This is a genomic window from Bradyrhizobium neotropicale, assembly GCF_001641695.1.
Classification (GTDB): Bacteria; Pseudomonadota; Alphaproteobacteria; order Rhizobiales; family Xanthobacteraceae; genus Bradyrhizobium; species Bradyrhizobium neotropicale.
This window is the reverse complement of sequence record NZ_LSEF01000090.1, coordinates 62,390-78,859: the sequence shown is the minus strand read 5'-3', so window position 1 is coordinate 78,859 and position 16,470 is coordinate 62,390. Positions and strand designations below refer to the sequence as shown.

Sequence of the window (16,470 nt, the reverse complement as noted above, 5' to 3'; positions counted from 1 at the left end):
GAAGGCATTGTGACCGCGACCCATTCTCCCAATAAGCTTGGCGCGCTCAGACGTCCGTCGCTACGCGCTCCGCTCGATCTGCTTTTCCTGTTCTGCTGCGTCCTCTTGACCGCCGACGTGCTGGTCCCCGAGATATTCGGCCACGGCAAGACCAAGGACTATGGGCTGTGGTACTGGGCCGGCCAGCAGGTGCTGCAGGGCGGGGCGCTCTATCCCGACGTCACGCAGCCGTTCGAATACATCTACCCGCCGCTGCCGGCGATCCTGCTCGCGATCCCGAGCTGGTTCGGCAGGATTCCACTCTACGTCGTGCTGTCGATCCTGAACGCGGTGGCGTGGTGGTACACGGGGATATTCTCGAATGCCATGACCGGCTCCGGCCGCACGCCCGGCCGCTGGCTGGAGGCGCTGCCGGCTGTCGTCACCGTGACCTTCGTGTTCGACATGTTCGATCTCGGCCAGCCGAACCTCTTGTTGCTGGCGATGATGCTCTACGGCTTCTGGAGCCTGCAGCACCAGAGGTCCTGGCTCGCGGGCTTCATGTTCGCGCTTGCCACCGCCATCAAGGTGTTTCCGGTCGCGGTGCTGCCTTATCTCGTCTGGCGGCGGCAGTGGGCTGCCGTTGTCAGCATGATCGCCTTCACCGGCATCCTTCTCTATGCCGTGCCGGGGCCCATTCGCGGCTTCGAGCGCAACGCGGCCGAACTGAAGACGTGGTATCAGGGCATGGTCGGCTCGAGCTCCGAAAAGGGTTTTGGCCAGCGCGACGAGCAGAACTGGTCGTGGGTCAACCAGTCCGTCATTGCGATGACCCATCGGCTGGTGCGACCGATCAACTGGAATCAGGACGATCCCGCCAAGCCGCCGCGCACGATGAATGTCATCGACGTCGACTACAAGACGGCGAACTGGATCGTGCTCGCGGTCTCGGTCGCGCTCGGGCTCGGCTTCCTCGCCGTGATGCCGTCGCAGCGGCGGCGAACCGCGCGTTCGGATGCCGAGGAGCTGGGCATCCTTTTCTGCCTGATGACAGTCGCCTCGCCCTTGGCGCGGCAATACTACTTCATGTGGCTGTTCTTCCCGATGACGGTGCTGATGCATCGCGCCGCCTTTGACGAAAGGCCGAGTGTCAGGCTGGGAACCTGGATCGCGCTGGGCGCTGCGGGAATCTTGATGCTGCTGTCGCTGCCGCTCTTTCCGTTGGTGATCCAGGCCTGGGGTAACAATTTCGTGGCAGCTTCTGTTCTCGCTGGTGCGCTCGCCTGGCACATCCGCCATCCGCCCGTTGCGCTGGTCCCGGCGCCGCAGCAGGGCTAAAACCGCAGGCCCGCAATCAGGAACACGCCAATGTCCAACGCGCAGCTCCAGTCCGTGCTCGACCATATCGACAAGGATTTTGACAACAGCCTCGAGCGCCTGTTCGCGCTGCTGCGGATCAAGTCGATCTCGGCCGATCCGGCCTTCGCCAAGGATTGCAAGGCCGCGGCTGAGCATCTGGCCAAGGACATCGCAAGCCTCGGCGTCGCGACCGAGGTCCGGCCGACCGCCGGTCATCCCGCCGTTGTCGGCAGAAGCAAGGTGGGCGGGCGGCCTCATGTGCTGTTCTATGGCCATTACGACGTGCAGCCGGTCGATCCGCTCGATCTCTGGCACCGACCGCCGTTCGAGCCCGTCGTCACCGATCACGCCGATGGCCGCAAGATCATCGTCGCGCGCGGGGCCGAGGACGACAAAGGGCAGGTGATGACCTTCGTCGAGGCCTGCCGCGCCTGGAAGAAGGTGACGGGCTCGCTGCCGATCGACATCACCTTCCTGATCGAAGGCGAGGAGGAGGTCGGCTCGAAGAACTTCGTGCCGTTCATCGAAGCCAACAAGGACGAGTTCAAGGCCGACTATGTGCTGGTCTGCGACACCGGCATGTGGGACCCGAACACGCCGGCGATCACGACGTCGCTGCGCGGCCTGCTCTATGAAGAGGTGAAGATCACCGCCGCCAATCGCGACCTGCATTCCGGCGTGTTCGGCGGCACCGCGATGAATCCGATCCGCCTGCTGACCAAAATTCTCGGCGGGTTGTTCGACGACGACAACCGCATCACCATTCCCGGCTTCTATGATGGTGTGAAGGATACGCCGCCGGACGTCCTGGAGCAGTGGAAGAAGCTCGCCTTCACGCCGGAGACGTTCCTCAAGCCGGTTGGGCTGTCGATCCCGGCCGGCGAGAAGGGCAGGCTCCTGGTCGAGCAGGCGTCCACGCGTCCGACCTGCGACGTCAACGGCATCTGGGGCGGCTATATCGGTGAAGGCTCCAAGACGGTGATTCCGTCGCACGCGTCGGCGAAGGTGTCGTTCCGGTTGGTTCAGGGGCAGGATCCCGCGAGGATCCGCAAGGCCTTCCGCGATTACGTGTCGGCGCGGATTCCGAGGGATTGCAAGGTCGAGTTCGGCGACCATTCCGCCGCGCCCGCGGTCGCGCTCGACTGGAACATGAAGCCGCTCGCCGCCGCCAGCAAGGCGCTGACCGACGAATGGGGCAAGGAGACCGTGCTGATGGGCTCAGGCGCCTCGATCCCGATCGTCGCCGACTTCAAGCGCACGCTCGGGCTGGATTCGCTGCTGGTCGGCTTCGGGCTGGATGACGACAACATCCACTCGCCGAACGAGAAGTACGACCTGAAGAGCTTCCAGAAGGGTATCCGCTCCTGGGCCCGCATCCTCGCCGCGCTGGCGGATGTGAAATAGGGCGCCGTGTGTAGGGTGGTTTAGCCCTGCGGCTGCGCGAAGCGCAGTCCGCTAGGCGTAACCCACCTCTTCTCGCGCGGCGACAAAAGTAGTGGGTTACGCTTCGCTTTGCCGACCCTACGAAGAGCGCACAAAATAAAAACGCCGCCCGGGATTGGACGGCGTTTCATTCCAAATCGTGCAGAGGTAGTTGAAGGCTACTCTACAACAATTCCCGAAAATCTCAAGTCCGGTAGCCCGGGTTGACGCGGTCGAGCTTGCGCAGCAGAGGCGGCCACACGAGGTTGGTGGCGCGCAGCTCGGCGCGATCGCGGTTGGACAACAGCTCGGTGTTCTTGTCGATCGCGACCTCGTCGACCGGATAGACCGGCGTGCCCAGCGCGCGCGTGCGCACCTGCATCGAGCAGGCGCGCTCGAGGTGATACATGCGCTCGAAGGCGGAGGCGACCGAGCGGCCGACCGTCAGCGTGCCGTGGTTGCGCAGGAGCATGTGGTTGTGGTCGCCGAGGTCCTTCTGCAGCCGCGGCCGCTCGTCGTGATCGAGCGCGATGCCTTCATAGTCGTGGTAGGCGAGGTCGTGGGTGACGAGCTGCGCGGTCTGGTTCAGCGGCAAGAGGCCCTCCGCGCTGCTGGAGACCGCGGTGCCGTCGAGCGTGTGAAGATGCAGCACGCAGATCGCGTCCTCGCGCACCTCGTGGATCGCCGAATGGATGGTGAAGCCGGCGGGGTTGATGCTGTACTCGCTCTCGGTGAGCTGGTTGCCGTGCAGGTCGACCTTGACGAGGCTCGACGCCGTGATCTCGTCGAACATCAGCCCGTAGGGGTTGATGAGGAAGTGATGGTCGGGACCCGGCACCCGTGCCGAGATGTGGGTGTCGACCAGATCATCCCAGCCGTACAGCGCCACGAGGCGATAGCAGGCGGCGAGATTGACCCGTTGCTGCCACTCGGCCTCCGTCATGTTCGACGGCACTTCCTTCAGGCGCGCTTCCGCTGGCGACATGGTTGGTCTCTCCGAACATCGTTGTTGCGGGGAGGGAGCGTAGTCGCGGCCGATGTCGGCGGCAAGGCGCCCAGAGCGCGGCAGTTCAGCGTAGCCCGCATGGAGCGGAGCGGCATGCGGGGAGTCCTGCTGTCCCGGATTTCGCTTCGCTCCAGCCGGGCTGCGGAAGCCTGGATGACGTTCCATCTGCAGCAACGGCCGATCGGAAAAAAATACTACGGCGCCGGGATCGACAGCAGGCTGGAAATGCTGCGGCCGCGGATATCGTAGACGCGGGCGAACACCACGTCGTCGCGCTTGATCTCGACCATGACGGGGGCGGTGAGGCCCTTGCAGTAGAACTCGCCGAGCGTCATCGCGAAATCGGCGGCATTGGAATCCCAGCCAATGGTGAAATCGGGCCCGAGCGCGACCTGCGCCGGCCGCTGCGGGCCGCACACCGCGACCTTCCATTTGCGATTGCGCGGCGGCACTTCCTGACGCTCGACCAGCTGCTCGCGCAGCTCGTCCGAGGCCTGCTTCAGCGCAAGGCCCCAATAGTCGAGCATGAAGCGGTCGTCGGCGGCGCGCACGGTGCCGGCGATGTGGTTGAAGTGCGTGTATTGATAGGGATGCAGCCGGATCATCTCGGCGAGCGGCAGCGCAAGGCCGAAGCAGAAGGTGGCGAGCACGACCGGTTGCCAGGCGCGGTGGTTGGCACGCAGGCGTTCCATGGCCCAGGCGAAGGCGACGCCGCCGAGCACCGCCATCGGCGGAATCACGAAGACGAAATGGCGAATGCCGTTGTAGAGCGCCGGCCGCTTCACCATCGCGATCGCCAGCGGCAGTGTTGCCGCGAGCGTGAGCATCAGGAGAATGGTCTTGCGGCGCGCAGGAACCTCGCGGCGCGGCAGCAGGGCGAAGGTGCCGATCACGGCGCCGGTCATCAGCACCAGCATCACCTCGGGAAGCTGAAGCGCGAACAGCGTCGGCAGATAGGACCAGGGCATGTCGGGCACGGACACGATCGCGCCGTCGAACATCTCCTTCCAGGGCTTTTCGAAGAAGTGCGAGAAATAGGTCAGGGCCTCGAAGGGATTGCCGGGCTGCATGATGGACCATGGCCAGATCAGGCCCATCACGAGATAGCCGAGCACGAGGCCGGGCAGCAGCACATAGACGACATGGGCGAAGCGGCGGACCGCTTCGCGCGCGCCTTCGATGCGCAGCTCTTCCAGGAAAAGCGGCACGAAACCGATCATCGCGTAGACGAGCGAGAGGCCGCCGAGAATGCGCGTGCCGATCGACAGGCCGGCCCCGAGGCCGACGATCAGGATCGTGCGCGGCGAGGGCTGCGGATATTCCTCGGCGAGCCGCACCAGGCCCAGCATCAGGATGATCATCGCCACCGCGAAGGGCGCATCCTTCGGGTTCATGAACATGTGGCCGTAGAAGATCGGGCAGAGCGCGAGCAGGAGCAGCGTCGCAAGTCCTGCGAGCGGTCCGCCGATGCGGCGGCCGAGCCGCCATGTCACGGCAAGTCCGATGACGCCGACGATCGCGCCGACCAGACGGCGCGTCTCGAACAGCTCGAGCGGTAGGATCTTGTGCAGGAGAGCGGCTGCCATGTCGAAGCCGCCGCCATACATATAAAGGTTGGCGAAGGACAGCGCCGCGGTGTCCTTGAAGCCGGAACCGAACATGCGCAGCAGGAGGTCGGCATATTCGGCGTGGGTGTAATCGTCCCAGCCGAGCCCATAGTCGCGGAACGTCAGGCCCGCGATGACGCTGACCATCGCCAGCACCAGCATCGCGAGATCATCGCAAGTCCGTTCAATCGAGCGCCGCGCAGGCGTATCGATCGCCGAGGTCGTAATGGACGTCATGGCTATTGGTGACCCGGAATCCCCTCTTGGCCCAGCTGGTGCGCGCGGGCCTGTTCCCCGGAATCCCTATAGCGCAGTTCCATTACCAAGTAATTGGGCATTATGGCTAAATTCCTGATGCGACGCAGCAATCCCTGACTTTGGAAGCACCTTGAAGCTAACGAACCGATGCTGAAGGGAATGTGAATAAGTCTCTGATTTCCTTCCTTTAAGGAACGGTGGCGGCAATTGGCCGTTGGCGAGGAACGCAATATGACGGTATCGTGGCCTAGCTGTCGCGCGTCGGTGCGCGGCCGGGGGTGTATTCGATGACGTTGGCATTGTTGATCGCGGGGATCTTCGCCGTCCTGGCGGGCCTCCTTACGGTCCTTTTTGGCTACTCCGTCAGGGATTTCAGCCTCGGCAGCACCCTCATAATCGCCGGCACGATTGGCGTCTGCTCCGGAATGTTACTGGCCGGCCTCTACGTCGTGGTGCTGGAGCTGCAGGGAATCGCGCGGCGCCTCGCGGGCTCGGTCGCGCCATTGGACGTTCGAGTCCGGCCCGTGCTGCCGTCGGGACTCGTGCCTCCAGGAACGGCTGCCCCAGACCTCGCGCCTTCGCCGGCGATGAAGGTCGAACCGATGCCGCCGCCTCCATTTGCCGCGCCGCCGCCATGGCTGGACGATGCTGCCGCACGCGAGCGGTCGCGCGTCGAGGCTCCTGCGGCGCCGGAGGAGCCTCCGCCGGTGGCGCCCGAGGCGCCGCGCCGTCGCAATCTGTTGTTCGCCTCCACCTCGCGCAAGGAGCGCGAGCGCGCGGAGGCGAAGGCTGCCGAAGGCCTGCCGCCGTACCCCCATGCGGAGCCCGCGACCCCCGCTCCGCCGGAGACGCCGCCCGCGAGCTTCGACGATGCCTGGCCGAAGCCGGACCGGATGCGGCCGCCGGAGCCTCCCGCGTCGCGTCGCCCGGCGCCACCGCCGCGCACGCCCTCGATCTTCACCGAGCCTGCTGCCCCGACGCCTCCGCCTGCGCCCGAGCCTCCACCGCCGGCCGAGCAGCCGCCCGTCACCGTGCTCAAGTCCGGCATCGTCGACGGCATGGCCTATTCGCTCTATTCCGACGGGTCGATCGAAGCGCAGATGCCGGAAGGCATGATGCGCTTCGCCTCGATTGACGAGCTGCGCGCCCATCTGGACCAGCGCTCCTGACGCTCTTCATCGAGCAAGTAAAGCGCCGCAGTTCGTGTCAGCCCACCAGTAACCAGCCCTTATTCGCCAGTCGTCGTATTTCAGCCGAACGTATTGTTGACAGAGAATACTTGGACGTTGCCAATCCACTGCGACGAAGCCAGCTTTATGGAGGGGGCGAGCCATGTCGGATGCCGGCGGCAAAAATTTCATCGAGCTGACGGCGAACATCGTGTCGGCCTATCTCAGCAACAACCCGACGCCGGCCGGCGAGATTCCGAACCTCATCAGCCAGGTGCATGGCGCCCTGGTGCGGGTCTCCTCGGGCCGAACCGAGGCGCCGCTCGAGCCGGCGAAGCCGGCGGTTTCGCTGAAGAAGTCGATCGCGCCGGACTATCTGGTCTGTCTGGAGGACGGCAAGCGCTTCAAGTCGCTGAAGCGCCATCTGCGCACCCAGTACAACATGACGCCGGAGCAATACCGCGAGAAATGGGGCCTGCCGGCCGATTACCCCATGGTCGCGCCGAACTATGCGGTGGCGCGCTCGCAGCTGGCGAAGCAGATGGGGCTCGGACAGCAGCAGCGGAAGCGGAAGTAGCGTTGCGAGAGCATGATCCGGAAAAGTGTGCCGCGGTTTTCCGGCGAGATCATGCTCAAACACTAGCCTGAAGCGCGATGTTCATCGCGCTTCAGGAAGCTTCCGCGAGTGCTTCTTTCGCATCGACCCGGATGCGCTCGACCATCGAGCGCAGGCCGTTGGAGCGCTGTGGCGTCAGGTGGTCGCGCAAGCCGAATTCGTCGAACACCGCGATGGCGTCGGTCGACAGGATCTCTTGCGGCGTGCGGCCGGAATAGAGCGAAAGCAGGATCGCGACCAGCCCGCGCACGATATGCGCGTCGCTGTCGCCGAGATATTTCAGGACCGGGGCGCCGTTGCCGCGTTCGATGCGCTTGGATAGCCAGACCTGGCTGACGCAACCTTGCACCTTGTTCGCGGCCGAGTGCTCCGCCTCCGGCAGCGGTTCCAGAGTACGACCGAGCTCGATGACGTAGCGGTAGCGGTCGTCCCAATCGTCCAGAATCTCGAAATTGTCTCGGATCTCGTCAATCGTCGTCATATCGGCCCGTGAATCCCTGTTCCCGCCAATATAGGGACGCAAAGCAGCGAAATCGATAGGGTTTGGGCGCTAATTCGCTGGTCCCGGCCCCCGCCATTCCAGCGCGAGATCGTCCTGGGTCAGGGTGTCGCGCGGCGCCTCGCTCGCGGCCGTATCGCCTTCGCCGGCCATCGCGATCGAGCCGGTGTGATCGGGCGCCTTCTTCTCGTTCTTGTCATTCTTGCCGTTGGTAATCTGCTCTTTCTTGTCGTTGATCATCTGGTAGAGCTTGCGCGCGCCGTCCTGCGCCCGCTGGCCGATGATGGTCGCCGCCTGTCCGCCGACCTCGCAGGCCGCCGGCTGACGTTTGCAGAACTGGGTCGCGTCGGAGACAGCCGCGGTCGCAGCCTGCACGGCATCGGCAGCGCCGATCTGCGGCAGCTTCTCCGATTCGGGCGTCTTGTCCCGCGGCAGGAGTACCAGCACCAGCCCGAGCCAGAATGTGATGCGAAGCAGAAAGCGCATCTTGCGACCTGTATGTTAGATCCCGCCCGCGGCGATGCCCGCGCGCGTTTCGACCTAGCAATCCTCGATAAATCGCAAGTGATTGCCTTGAGCTTAATTCTTCGAGAATTGACGCAAATTTCTTGGCCGCCGACGGTGTCGTAAATTTTCGATTGACGGCGGCACACTGCGCTCGCGCGTCCACCAATTCGAAACCATGAGGGCGGACGCGAAACCCCGCGTTCACCATCCCTACGGAAGACGTCGTCAAATCGTCTAAAAATGTCCGCGATGACACGGTGTTCGGCGGCGAGGGCGGCCGCCTTAGCGTTCGTTTAATGTCACTCTGACACGGTGGCTCAACGACAAGGAGGCGTTCCGGCGCGTCTTTTCGACGAATGAGCCGAAGCGCGAGACCCGTGACAGTTTTGAGTATCATCCGCGATTGTCTCGATGCGCTGCTGCATCCCTCCGCGCGTTACGATGCGCTGACGCGAGCGCGCCATCGTGCCTTCATGGCGCCGCGGCTGCTCGGCAGCCTGGCCGCCTTTGCCGCCTTTCCGGTCTATCTTGCGATGCGCGGCGCGCCGAGCGCGATCGAGGCCGCCGCATTCGCGTGGCTGATCGCGCCGATCTTGCTGTCGTGGTTCTTGTCGCGCACGGGCCATTACGAAGGCGCGCATGTGCTGTCGTCGCTGGCGCTCGCCGGCCTGATCATGGCGGTCGCGGTCACAACCGGTGGTATTGAGTCCTTTGCCGCGGTCTGGCTGGTCGTGGTTCCCCTCGAAGCCGCACTGTCGGCCTCGCGCCGCGTCGCGGCCTTCGCCTCGCTGCTCGCGCTGTCCTGCGCGGGGATACTGATCCTCGTCAGCCAGCTCGGCTGGCTGCCGCCGGCAGAGTTGGGCGTTGCCGAACGCGGCGTCTACATGGCATTCGGCGTCGCCTCGGCGACCCTTTACGCAGCGGGCCTCGCCTTCGGTGCTGAGTCGCTGGCGCGCACCAGCGTCACGCTGCTGTCGCGCGAAGAGGAGCGCTACCGTCTGCTCGCGCGCAACATGAGCGATGTCATCTCGCGGCATCGGCGCAACGGCGCGGTGCAGTTCATCTCACCCGCGGCCGAGACCATGCTGGGGATGCCGGTTGCGCAACTGCTCGGCCACGGCCTGTTCGACCGCGTCCATGTCGCCGATCGTCCGGCCTACCTGACAGCATTGTCGGACGCCGCCCGTGGCGAGGTGCGCAGCGTCGAGTTCCGGCTGCGGCGCGAGCATGCTGGATCCGAGCGCGGTCAAATCGATTTCGTCTGGGTCGAGATGCGTTGCCGGCCGCTCGAGCAGGAGTCCGCTCGCGACATGGCGCGCGAAGCCGAGGTCGTTGCCGTGATGCGCGACGTCACCGATCGCAAGACCCAGGAGCAGGCGCTCGAAGAGGCGCGCAGCGCCGCCGAAGCCGCCGATGCCGCCAAGACGCGCTTCCTCGCCACCATGAGTCACGAGCTGCGCACGCCGCTCAATGCCATCATCGGCTTCTCGGAGATGATCGCGCAGGAGCAGACGCTGATGTTAGGGGCGGCCCAGCGCAAGGAATATGCGCAGCTGATCAATGATTCCGGCCAGCATCTCTTGTCCGTCGTCAACGGCATCCTCGACATGTCCAAGATGGAGTCGGGCAATTTCGAGATTTCGTCGGAGCCGTTCGCGCCGCGCGCCGCGCTGCTTCACTGCTGCAATCTGCTGGCGCTCAAAGCGCGGGAGAACGGCATCGATCTGATCACCGATGCGCCGCAGGACCTGCCGATGATGGACGGCGATCCGCGTGCCTTCAAACAGGTTGTGCTCAACCTCGTCGCCAACGCGATCAAGTTCACCGAGCGTGGCGGTCAGGTCATGGTTGCCGCATCAGCGTCGGCGTCGCAGCTCACGCTTCGCATCAGCGACACCGGTGTCGGCATCGCCCCCGATGATCTCAAGCGCATCGGCGCGCCGTTCTTCCAGGCCGGCAAGACCTATCAGCGTCGCCATGAAGGAACCGGCCTCGGTCTTTCGATCGTGAAGAGCCTCGTGGCGTTGCATCTCGGCGAATTGACGGTACAAAGCAGGCTCGGCGAGGGAACGGCCGTCACGGTCAAGCTGCCGCTCGTCTACACGTCGCCGCAAGTCAAGCCGTCCGAGAGCAAGATCGCGACGTTGACGCCGGCGCCGCGCCAGGAAATTCAAGACCAAACTCTGGACCAACCTGCTCTGGTGAAGAAAAGTGCCTAGAAAGTCTGCAAAGGACGATGCTGCTCCGCGCCGCCGTGGCGCCAAGGCCGCGGTTGTCGATATCGAGACCGAGCGCAATCTTGTGATGCGGGTCCTTCTGCACAGCCCCAAGGACACGCTGGCCGGCTTCGTCGCCGTTGCCGCTGTCTGCGCCATCGTCGCCAACGCGCTGTTCCTGCAGACCGGCCGGCATCCGGCGCCGATGTTCGGCACCGTGATCAATCTGCCTGCGCCGTCGTCTGCCGCGCTGTCGAGCCCGCTGCCGCGTCCACGTCCGGTCGGCGCCGACATGTCGCCGCTCGAGCCGAAGCCGACGGAATTTCGCGTCGAGCCGAAGCCCGCCGAGAAGGCGCCGGAGAAGCCGGTCGAGGCAACCGCGTCGACGCCGCGATCGGGCGATCCCCTGACCAATCTGGTGAAGGCCACGACGTCTGCGCCGACACCGCCTGCCGTCGCCGTTGCCCGCCCCCCGGCGCCGATTCCGGTGCAGCAGAGCCCTGCGGCACGTCGCATCGCCGGCGTGCAGCGCGCGCTGTCCGAATATGGCTACGGCCAGCTGAAGGTCACGGGCACGATGAGCGGGGAGACCCAGTCCGCGATCCAGAAGTTCGAGCGCGAGCATCGCATGGCTGTCACCGGCCAGGTGTCTGAGCGCCTGCTGCGCGAGCTCGCGGCCGCGATCGGGCATCCCGTCGAATAATCGTCATCATTGCGCGGAGGCTGGTGTCGATCGCGGCGCTGGCCTATCCTTCATGCTCATGAGATTGAAATCCAGCATTTGGGTGGCGGCTTACTTGCGCCGGTGCCAAACCGAAGGCGTGTTCGGCGCGGTGCGTCGTCGCGGCGCCGAGGAGGCGGGCGCGGTGTTCGTGAAGGTGTCGCTGCTCGATGGCAATGCGATGCTGTACGCGCCCGCGCCGCAGACCGTCTATGAGGACGGCCGGCCGGTCGATCGCTTCTTCATGCCCGTTGCTCCGCAGCCCCAGACTGAGCAGGCCGTCGAAGAGCGGCTGACCAAGGAGATCCGCTTCGACCCGGATGCCTGGATCGTCGAGACCGAGGACCGCGCGGGGCGGCATTTCCTTGAGCTCGCGAAGGCGTAACTAGCGCCAACCGTCATTGCGAGCGCAGCGAAGCAATCCAGACTCTCTCCGCGGAGGGACTCTGGATTGCTTCGTCGCAGGGGCTCCTCGCAATGACGAGCTTGGGACGCGTCGCGTGTCCCACACTCAGCGCCACCGCTTCCGGAAGCCGGCGCGAGCAAATCAGCGATCCAACGAGCCGCCGGTGCCGGTCCGCGCCGCGGGGCTCGAGCCGGGCTGCACGGCCGGCCGCGGCTGGTTTGCGCTCGAACGCGCACGCTGGCGTTCACCGTCATGCAGCGAGGATTGGTACTTGGCGTGCGTGACGGCGAGCGTCGAGCTGCGCCAGGCAGCTAACATTACCAGCGCGGAGCGGTCGCTCAAGCGGTCGTAGAGCCGCGACAGCCGGTAGACCGCGTTCACGGACGTTCCGATCTCCGGCTTGAAGAACAGCAGGATGCGCTGGAAGTTGGGGCTCGGCATGTCGAGCGCGCGCGCGGCGACCGCCAGCGCTTCGCCGCCGGGATCGTCGACGATCTCAGCCGCGACGCGCGAAGACAGGATCAGGCTGTCACCGAGCTCGAGGGTGAAGTTCTCGGCGTCGTTGGCGATTGCCGCCATCTCCAGGATCTGGATCGCGCGCTTGGCGCGCACGGTTGGAATCCGCGGCGCGGCCTTGAGCGGCGTCTGCGCCAGGTTCTGCAGGACCAGGGCGCGCTCGGAAGCGCTGGCGCGGAAGAACATGTCGTGGATCTCGGCGGCGTCCATCGGCTGCATCGCCATGTTCGAGGCCATGCGCAATTCCGCATCGGTCGGCGTGCGCATGGGCGCGGGCGCCTGCGGCGGCGCGGGGATCTCCCGTGCAAGCGGGATCCGGCGGCCTTCCTGCGCGGCCGTCAGGCCAAGCTTCTGCATGATCGGCGCGGGCGTTGCGGGATAGATTGCGAGCCGCGCCTTGACCGCGGCGCGCGTTGCGTCGTCGACCTGGTCGATCAGGCGCGTGGCGAGCTCGACGAACTGCCGCTCCTCGTCGTCGTTGTGGCGGCTCGTCTGGACATAGAGGTCCGTCAGCACGCGCAGCAGCGTCGGGCGGATATCGACGCCCTCGCGACGGGAGAGGGTCATCAGCCCGTCGAATCCGGGAAACAGCGACTTGGTCATTGAGGCGTACGCAACTTGGAAGGGTCCTTGGGGCGAAGCCTATCGCGGGTTCCTTTAAAGGCTCGTTAAGGAAAACGAGATGTGAAACGCCCCGCGCAATTCAAGGTGTTGTCGTGCCGCAACGGGACGGTGCGGCATGCCCGTGCGGTTACGGTCCGAACGCCATGTTTACACCCCGTTAACCATGTCCTGATCTTAATTGACGCCATGTTGCAGCACCGCCTTCGGTCGCGCCGCAATTGAAGAGAGCTGACATGGGGACCATCATCGAATTTCCGGCCGGTCGCCGGCTCGCCTCGTCGGGGGAAGTGGCGCCGCGCACGGAAACGGGGACGGTCCTGATCCTTCCCGTGATCCGCATCGAGCGCGAGACGGATGAGACCAGCGGCGGTCGTGGGCCGGAACAGGGCACAGCGCCGGGGCGCCGTCGTCGCCGTCGCTAGATCCGGCATTCATGCAATGCCGGAATCAATCCGCCAGATCCGGTCTCTCTCATCGGCCGTGCTGCTCGCGCTGATCGGCGCCGCGCTTGCGGGCTGCAGCGGCGGCGATTTCGGCCGCACCCGTGCCGACATGCGCAGCGACGACATGCATCGCTGGCTTGGCGCCGAAGTCACCTCCAGCGTCGGACTGAGAGCGTCTCAATTCCAGCTCACCGAGGAAGAACGTCAGCTTCGCGATCTCGCCTATCCCCTGATCGAGCCGCCGCTGTCGCGCCCGGCCTGGAAGAGCGTGTTCGGCGACTACCAGGCGCTGCCGTCGCCCTGGCGGCAGAAGGTCGTGTTCGACCGCACCATGTACGGACGCACGCTGATCGACGAGCCGCATCGCACGCACTCCTCGCGCTATGCGCAGCTCATCGAGGACGTGCGCAACGACATCACCCGCTTCGAGCCGTTCTTTGCCAGCGCGATCCGCGTCATCGACCTCGACAAGAAGCGCAATGCCAGCATGGCGCGTGTCTCCGAGCTCTCGCCGAGGGAAAGGGAAGACGCGATCGCGCGCATGCAGGAGAACTCGCTGATCATCCAGTGGGTGCAGCAGTGCCTGGAGCAGCGCGTCTCGTCCTATCGCTGGGGTCTGGAGCGGCTGGTGATCCAGGCGCCAGATCCCATGGCCGCCGATGCCGACCGCCTGATCGGCGAACTCGCCGCGCAGACCGCCAATCCGCCGGTCGCGGCGCAGCCGCCCTACGGACGTTCCGTCAGCGTCCGCGGCTAGGAGCCTTGCGCGCGTTTCGCTTCGACATGCGCCGCTGCGCGTGCATGTGCCGTATCGCGGCGATGCGCAGTCCGTCACCGCCCTTCTCGGCGGAGAAGTTGCGGTCATCGTAGGCAGGCCCGTCCTGCTTGCGCCGCAGATCCAGAGCGGTGCAATCCGTGGTCTGGCTGTGACCTCACGGACGCGGACTGACAAACACGGCAATCGCGCGTGCGGAAGTCGGGAAGCTGTCTCGCTGATCCCTGGAAGTTTTTTCGCGGCTCTCGACCGACGTCAGCCCTTGATAACTCTCACAAAGTCTCACTGGTTACTGACCACGGTCAGTGTTCTGCGCTTGCGGACGATCCTCGCTTGTCCTTTTCTAACAGGCGCGGCGATACATCTGAGAGTTGCGCGGGTCATGTTTCGGCTTCCGAAGAGCCTTGGGACGCCGGGGCGAGATCGCGGATTCCTAGGTCGAAAGCGTCCGGGAAAAATCCGACAGGAATCCGGACCCAAGCTACCCGGCCTGTAAAAGCTCGATGCCGGCCATCACTATGATTTGCTGAGTTGGATACATTGTGACTCGTCAAAATTGGACATTCGGCTATGCCCAATCCGCTACTCAACATGAGCGACGATATTGTCGACTTGATCGTATTGGAAAGCGGGGTCCTGGCGGCTCAGGATTCTCCTCATGAGCTTCTCGGGACGGTTACCCTTGTCACTCAGAGAGGGCACTATGACTTCCTGGTCGACGAGGAAGCGGCTCGTCAGCTCGTCCACCAGCTGAGAGAGTTGCTGTGCGGAGACCGCCACGACCCGAGAATGCTCAATTGAGCAACCAGGATTTGCCGAGTTGGCTGCATCATGGCTCATTGAAATCGGACAATTCGCACGATGCGCGATCCGCCACTGAACATGAGCGACGACATTATCGACCTCATCGTATTGGAATGCGGGGTCCAACCAGCCCAGGATTCTCCTCATGAGCTTCTGGGAACGGTTACCCTCGTCACGCAGAAAGGACACTATGACTTTCTGGTTGATGAGCAGGCGGCCAATCAACTTGTGCAGAAGCTGAGAGAATTGCTGGGCGGGGACCGTCCGAACCCGACCGAACTCAAACGAACAAAATAGGTCTGCTCTTCTGCCCCTTCTACTTTGCATGGGGTTGTTTTGCGGATTTCCGGGCAAGCGCTGCGAGACGGTCCGCTCAGCGCCGGCTGCGCGGCGTCTCGGCCTTGGTAGGCGGCTCGGTCTGGGGCGCGCAGGTCGCGGCCGCCAGCGAAGCCTGCGCCTGCGGCAAGAGGCCGGGCTCGGCGGCGAGTGCCTTCATCACAATCAGGCCGGTTGCGCTCGGAGAATCGATGATCAGGCGGTCGGCTGCCGTGACCTCTTCGTCCTCGGGCAGCTCGTTGTGCTGCGCTTCCGTCATCAGGTCGAGCTCGATCACCTTCTTGCCCGCCGAACGGTCGTTGATCGCGTAATAGGCGATCTCGTTGCGGGTGTAGAACGACACCGAGGTATAGGCCTGGCTTACCGGCACCGTGAGCTTGAGCGGCCCGCCCGACAGATCGTAGCGGCAGATCGCCAGGGCAAAGGCCGGATCCATGAACGGCATCGGCGACGTATTGGGGTCGGCGAGAGGAAGCTGCGTGACCGCATTGAGCTTGGTCATGGGCGTCAGCCGCGAATAGGCGTCCTGCGTCGCGATCCGCGGCAGCGCTAGCACGCTGACCAGATGGACCACGAGGCCCAGGAGGATGCCGGCAACGATGGTGAACAGCAGCCGGATCATGAGCAGCCCACCGTGGTGATCGTGGGCATCGGCGCATCGCGCTGGGTGCGGGTCGCAACACCCACCGGCGTGTCGTAGAGGCGAAGCATCAGCGCGTAGCGCTCGATGCCACCGGTCGGCAGCCAGTTGCCGGCGCGGGAGCGCGAGGCGATGCGGATCTCGAACGAGCCATCGGACTGGCGGACGATCTCCTGGCTGGTGAAGCCGTAGCGCTGCAGCGAGTTGGCGACGAGATGGCCCTTGCGGTCATAGAGCGTCAGCGTCCAGAACCGCGCCGGCGGCGTCACGCCGGAGACAACCACATCGCAGCGGCCGTCGAGCGCCTTCTTCTTGTCGTCGGCAATCGCGGTGAAGGCGACGCCGTCGCCGGTGCCGATCGGTAGCTCGCCGTTGCGCACGATGGTGGCGCGCGAGTAGGGGTCGACGTCGGCGGTGCCGGTGCGGGGCCGCGCGGTCCAGGCGCCGATGGTCAGCGCGCCGATGTCGGTGCCGCGCGTCGTCGTCATCCAGGTGGCGCCGACGCCGACAACGGTCGCGAGCAGAAGCGCAGTCAATGTGATAATGATCAGCCGCACGGGAAAACGA

18 protein-coding genes and 1 pseudogene are annotated in these 16,470 nt (G+C 64.7%); 12 read left to right on the top strand and 7 right to left on the bottom strand.

Annotated elements, in window-relative coordinates:
• The first annotated feature begins 9 nt into the window (after nt 1-9).
• Together AXW67_RS29475 and AXW67_RS29470 are read left to right on the top strand one after the other, a co-directional pair.
• Nucleotides 10-1,400, top strand: a pseudogene (locus AXW67_RS29475) (glycosyltransferase family 87 protein).
• The gene (locus AXW67_RS29470; RefSeq protein ID WP_063680717.1) at nt 1,348-2,742 is read left to right on the top strand and encodes a M20/M25/M40 family metallo-hydrolase; all 1,395 of its coding nucleotides are present in this window, start codon (nt 1,348-1,350) and stop codon (nt 2,740-2,742) included. Before AXW67_RS29475 ends, AXW67_RS29470 begins: the two are co-directional and overlap by 53 nt.
• A 223-nt stretch (nt 2,743-2,965) precedes the next feature.
• On the opposite strand, the gene AXW67_RS29465 is transcribed toward AXW67_RS29470, so the two are convergent.
• Nucleotides 2,966-3,745 (bottom strand): class II aldolase/adducin family protein, encoded by a 780-nt coding sequence (locus AXW67_RS29465; protein ID WP_063680716.1) that lies wholly within the window; start codon nt 3,743-3,745, stop codon nt 2,966-2,968.
• Nucleotides 3,746-3,960: 215 nt separating this feature from the next.
• Nucleotides 3,961-5,610, bottom strand: coding sequence for a glycosyltransferase family 39 protein (locus tag AXW67_RS29460; RefSeq protein ID WP_063680715.1), 1,650 nt, complete (start codon nt 5,608-5,610; stop codon nt 3,961-3,963).
• Nucleotides 5,611-5,918: 308 nt separating this feature from the next.
• Between AXW67_RS29460 and AXW67_RS29455 the strand changes: the two genes are divergently transcribed.
• Together AXW67_RS29455 and AXW67_RS29450 are read left to right on the top strand one after the other, a co-directional pair.
• Entirely contained in the window at nt 5,919-6,800 is an 882-nt protein-coding gene (locus AXW67_RS29455; protein ID WP_063680714.1) for a hypothetical protein, read from the top strand.
• Between the two features lie 163 nt (nt 6,801-6,963).
• Nucleotides 6,964-7,377: a Ros/MucR family transcriptional regulator gene (locus AXW67_RS29450; RefSeq protein WP_027550474.1), complete on the top strand. Its 414-nt coding sequence runs from the start codon at nt 6,964-6,966 to the stop codon at nt 7,375-7,377.
• A 91-nt stretch (nt 7,378-7,468) separates the two neighbouring features.
• Here the strand turns inward: AXW67_RS29450 and AXW67_RS29445 are convergent, their stop codons facing one another.
• Both AXW67_RS29445 and AXW67_RS29440 read right to left on the bottom strand, forming a co-directional pair.
• Nucleotides 7,469-7,897 carry a SufE family protein gene (locus AXW67_RS29445; protein ID WP_063680713.1) on the bottom strand — a complete coding sequence of 143 codons (429 nt, stop codon included), beginning with the start codon at nt 7,895-7,897 and terminating at the stop codon, nt 7,469-7,471.
• A gap of 69 nt (nt 7,898-7,966) precedes the next feature.
• Entirely contained in the window at nt 7,967-8,401 is a 435-nt protein-coding gene (locus AXW67_RS29440) for a DUF5330 domain-containing protein (protein ID WP_027550476.1), read from the bottom strand.
• 377 nt (nt 8,402-8,778) lie between these two features.
• On the opposite strand from AXW67_RS29440, the gene AXW67_RS29435 reads away from it, so the two are divergent.
• From AXW67_RS29435 to AXW67_RS29425, 3 genes are read left to right on the top strand one after another with little or no spacing between them, the layout of a single operon-like run.
• Nucleotides 8,779-10,641, top strand: coding sequence for an ATP-binding protein (locus tag AXW67_RS29435; protein ID WP_145927953.1), 1,863 nt, complete (start codon nt 8,779-8,781; stop codon nt 10,639-10,641).
• The gene (locus AXW67_RS29430; protein WP_063680711.1) at nt 10,634-11,341 is read left to right on the top strand and encodes a peptidoglycan-binding domain-containing protein; all 708 of its coding nucleotides are present in this window, start codon (nt 10,634-10,636) and stop codon (nt 11,339-11,341) included. The genes AXW67_RS29435 and AXW67_RS29430 overlap by 8 nt, the downstream gene beginning before the upstream one ends.
• 58 nt (nt 11,342-11,399) lie before the next feature.
• A complete protein-coding gene (locus AXW67_RS29425) occupies nt 11,400-11,744 on the top strand; it encodes a DUF1491 family protein (protein ID WP_027550479.1) in 345 nt (114 codons plus the stop codon).
• Between the two features lie 162 nt (nt 11,745-11,906).
• On the opposite strand, the gene AXW67_RS29420 is transcribed toward AXW67_RS29425, so the two are convergent.
• Nucleotides 11,907-12,884 (bottom strand): DUF2336 domain-containing protein, encoded by a 978-nt coding sequence (locus AXW67_RS29420; protein WP_063680710.1) that lies wholly within the window; start codon nt 12,882-12,884, stop codon nt 11,907-11,909.
• Nucleotides 12,885-13,138: 254 nt separating this feature from the next.
• On the opposite strand from AXW67_RS29420, the gene AXW67_RS29415 reads away from it, so the two are divergent.
• The 5 genes from AXW67_RS29415 (at nt 13,139) to AXW67_RS42285 (ending at nt 15,224) form a co-directional block, all read left to right on the top strand.
• A complete protein-coding gene (locus tag AXW67_RS29415) occupies nt 13,139-13,327 on the top strand; it encodes a hypothetical protein (protein WP_027550481.1) in 189 nt (62 codons plus the stop codon).
• 16 nt (nt 13,328-13,343) lie between these two features.
• Nucleotides 13,344-14,105 carry a hypothetical protein gene (locus AXW67_RS29410; protein WP_063680709.1) on the top strand — a complete coding sequence of 254 codons (762 nt, stop codon included), beginning with the start codon at nt 13,344-13,346 and terminating at the stop codon, nt 14,103-14,105.
• A 40-nt stretch (nt 14,106-14,145) separates the two neighbouring features.
• On the top strand, nt 14,146-14,619 hold the full coding sequence (locus tag AXW67_RS44460) for a tripartite tricarboxylate transporter substrate-binding protein (protein WP_347336766.1): 474 nt from the start codon (nt 14,146-14,148) through the stop codon (nt 14,617-14,619).
• 74 nt (nt 14,620-14,693) lie between these two features.
• Entirely contained in the window at nt 14,694-14,924 is a 231-nt protein-coding gene (locus tag AXW67_RS42290; protein ID WP_145927952.1) for a hypothetical protein, read from the top strand.
• Between the two features lie 81 nt (nt 14,925-15,005).
• Nucleotides 15,006-15,224: a hypothetical protein gene (locus AXW67_RS42285; protein ID WP_145927951.1), complete on the top strand. Its 219-nt coding sequence runs from the start codon at nt 15,006-15,008 to the stop codon at nt 15,222-15,224.
• Nucleotides 15,225-15,300: 76 nt separating this feature from the next.
• Here the strand turns inward: AXW67_RS42285 and AXW67_RS29400 are convergent, their stop codons facing one another.
• Together AXW67_RS29400 and AXW67_RS29395 are read right to left on the bottom strand one after the other, a co-directional pair.
• Nucleotides 15,301-15,885 carry a DUF1254 domain-containing protein gene (locus AXW67_RS29400; RefSeq protein WP_027550484.1) on the bottom strand — a complete coding sequence of 195 codons (585 nt, stop codon included), beginning with the start codon at nt 15,883-15,885 and terminating at the stop codon, nt 15,301-15,303.
• Complete coding sequence (locus AXW67_RS29395; protein ID WP_027550485.1) at nt 15,882-16,460, bottom strand: DUF1214 domain-containing protein; 579 nt, start codon at nt 16,458-16,460, stop codon at nt 15,882-15,884. Before AXW67_RS29395 ends, AXW67_RS29400 begins: the two co-directional genes overlap by 4 nt.
• Between the last annotated feature and the right edge of the window lie 10 nt (nt 16,461-16,470).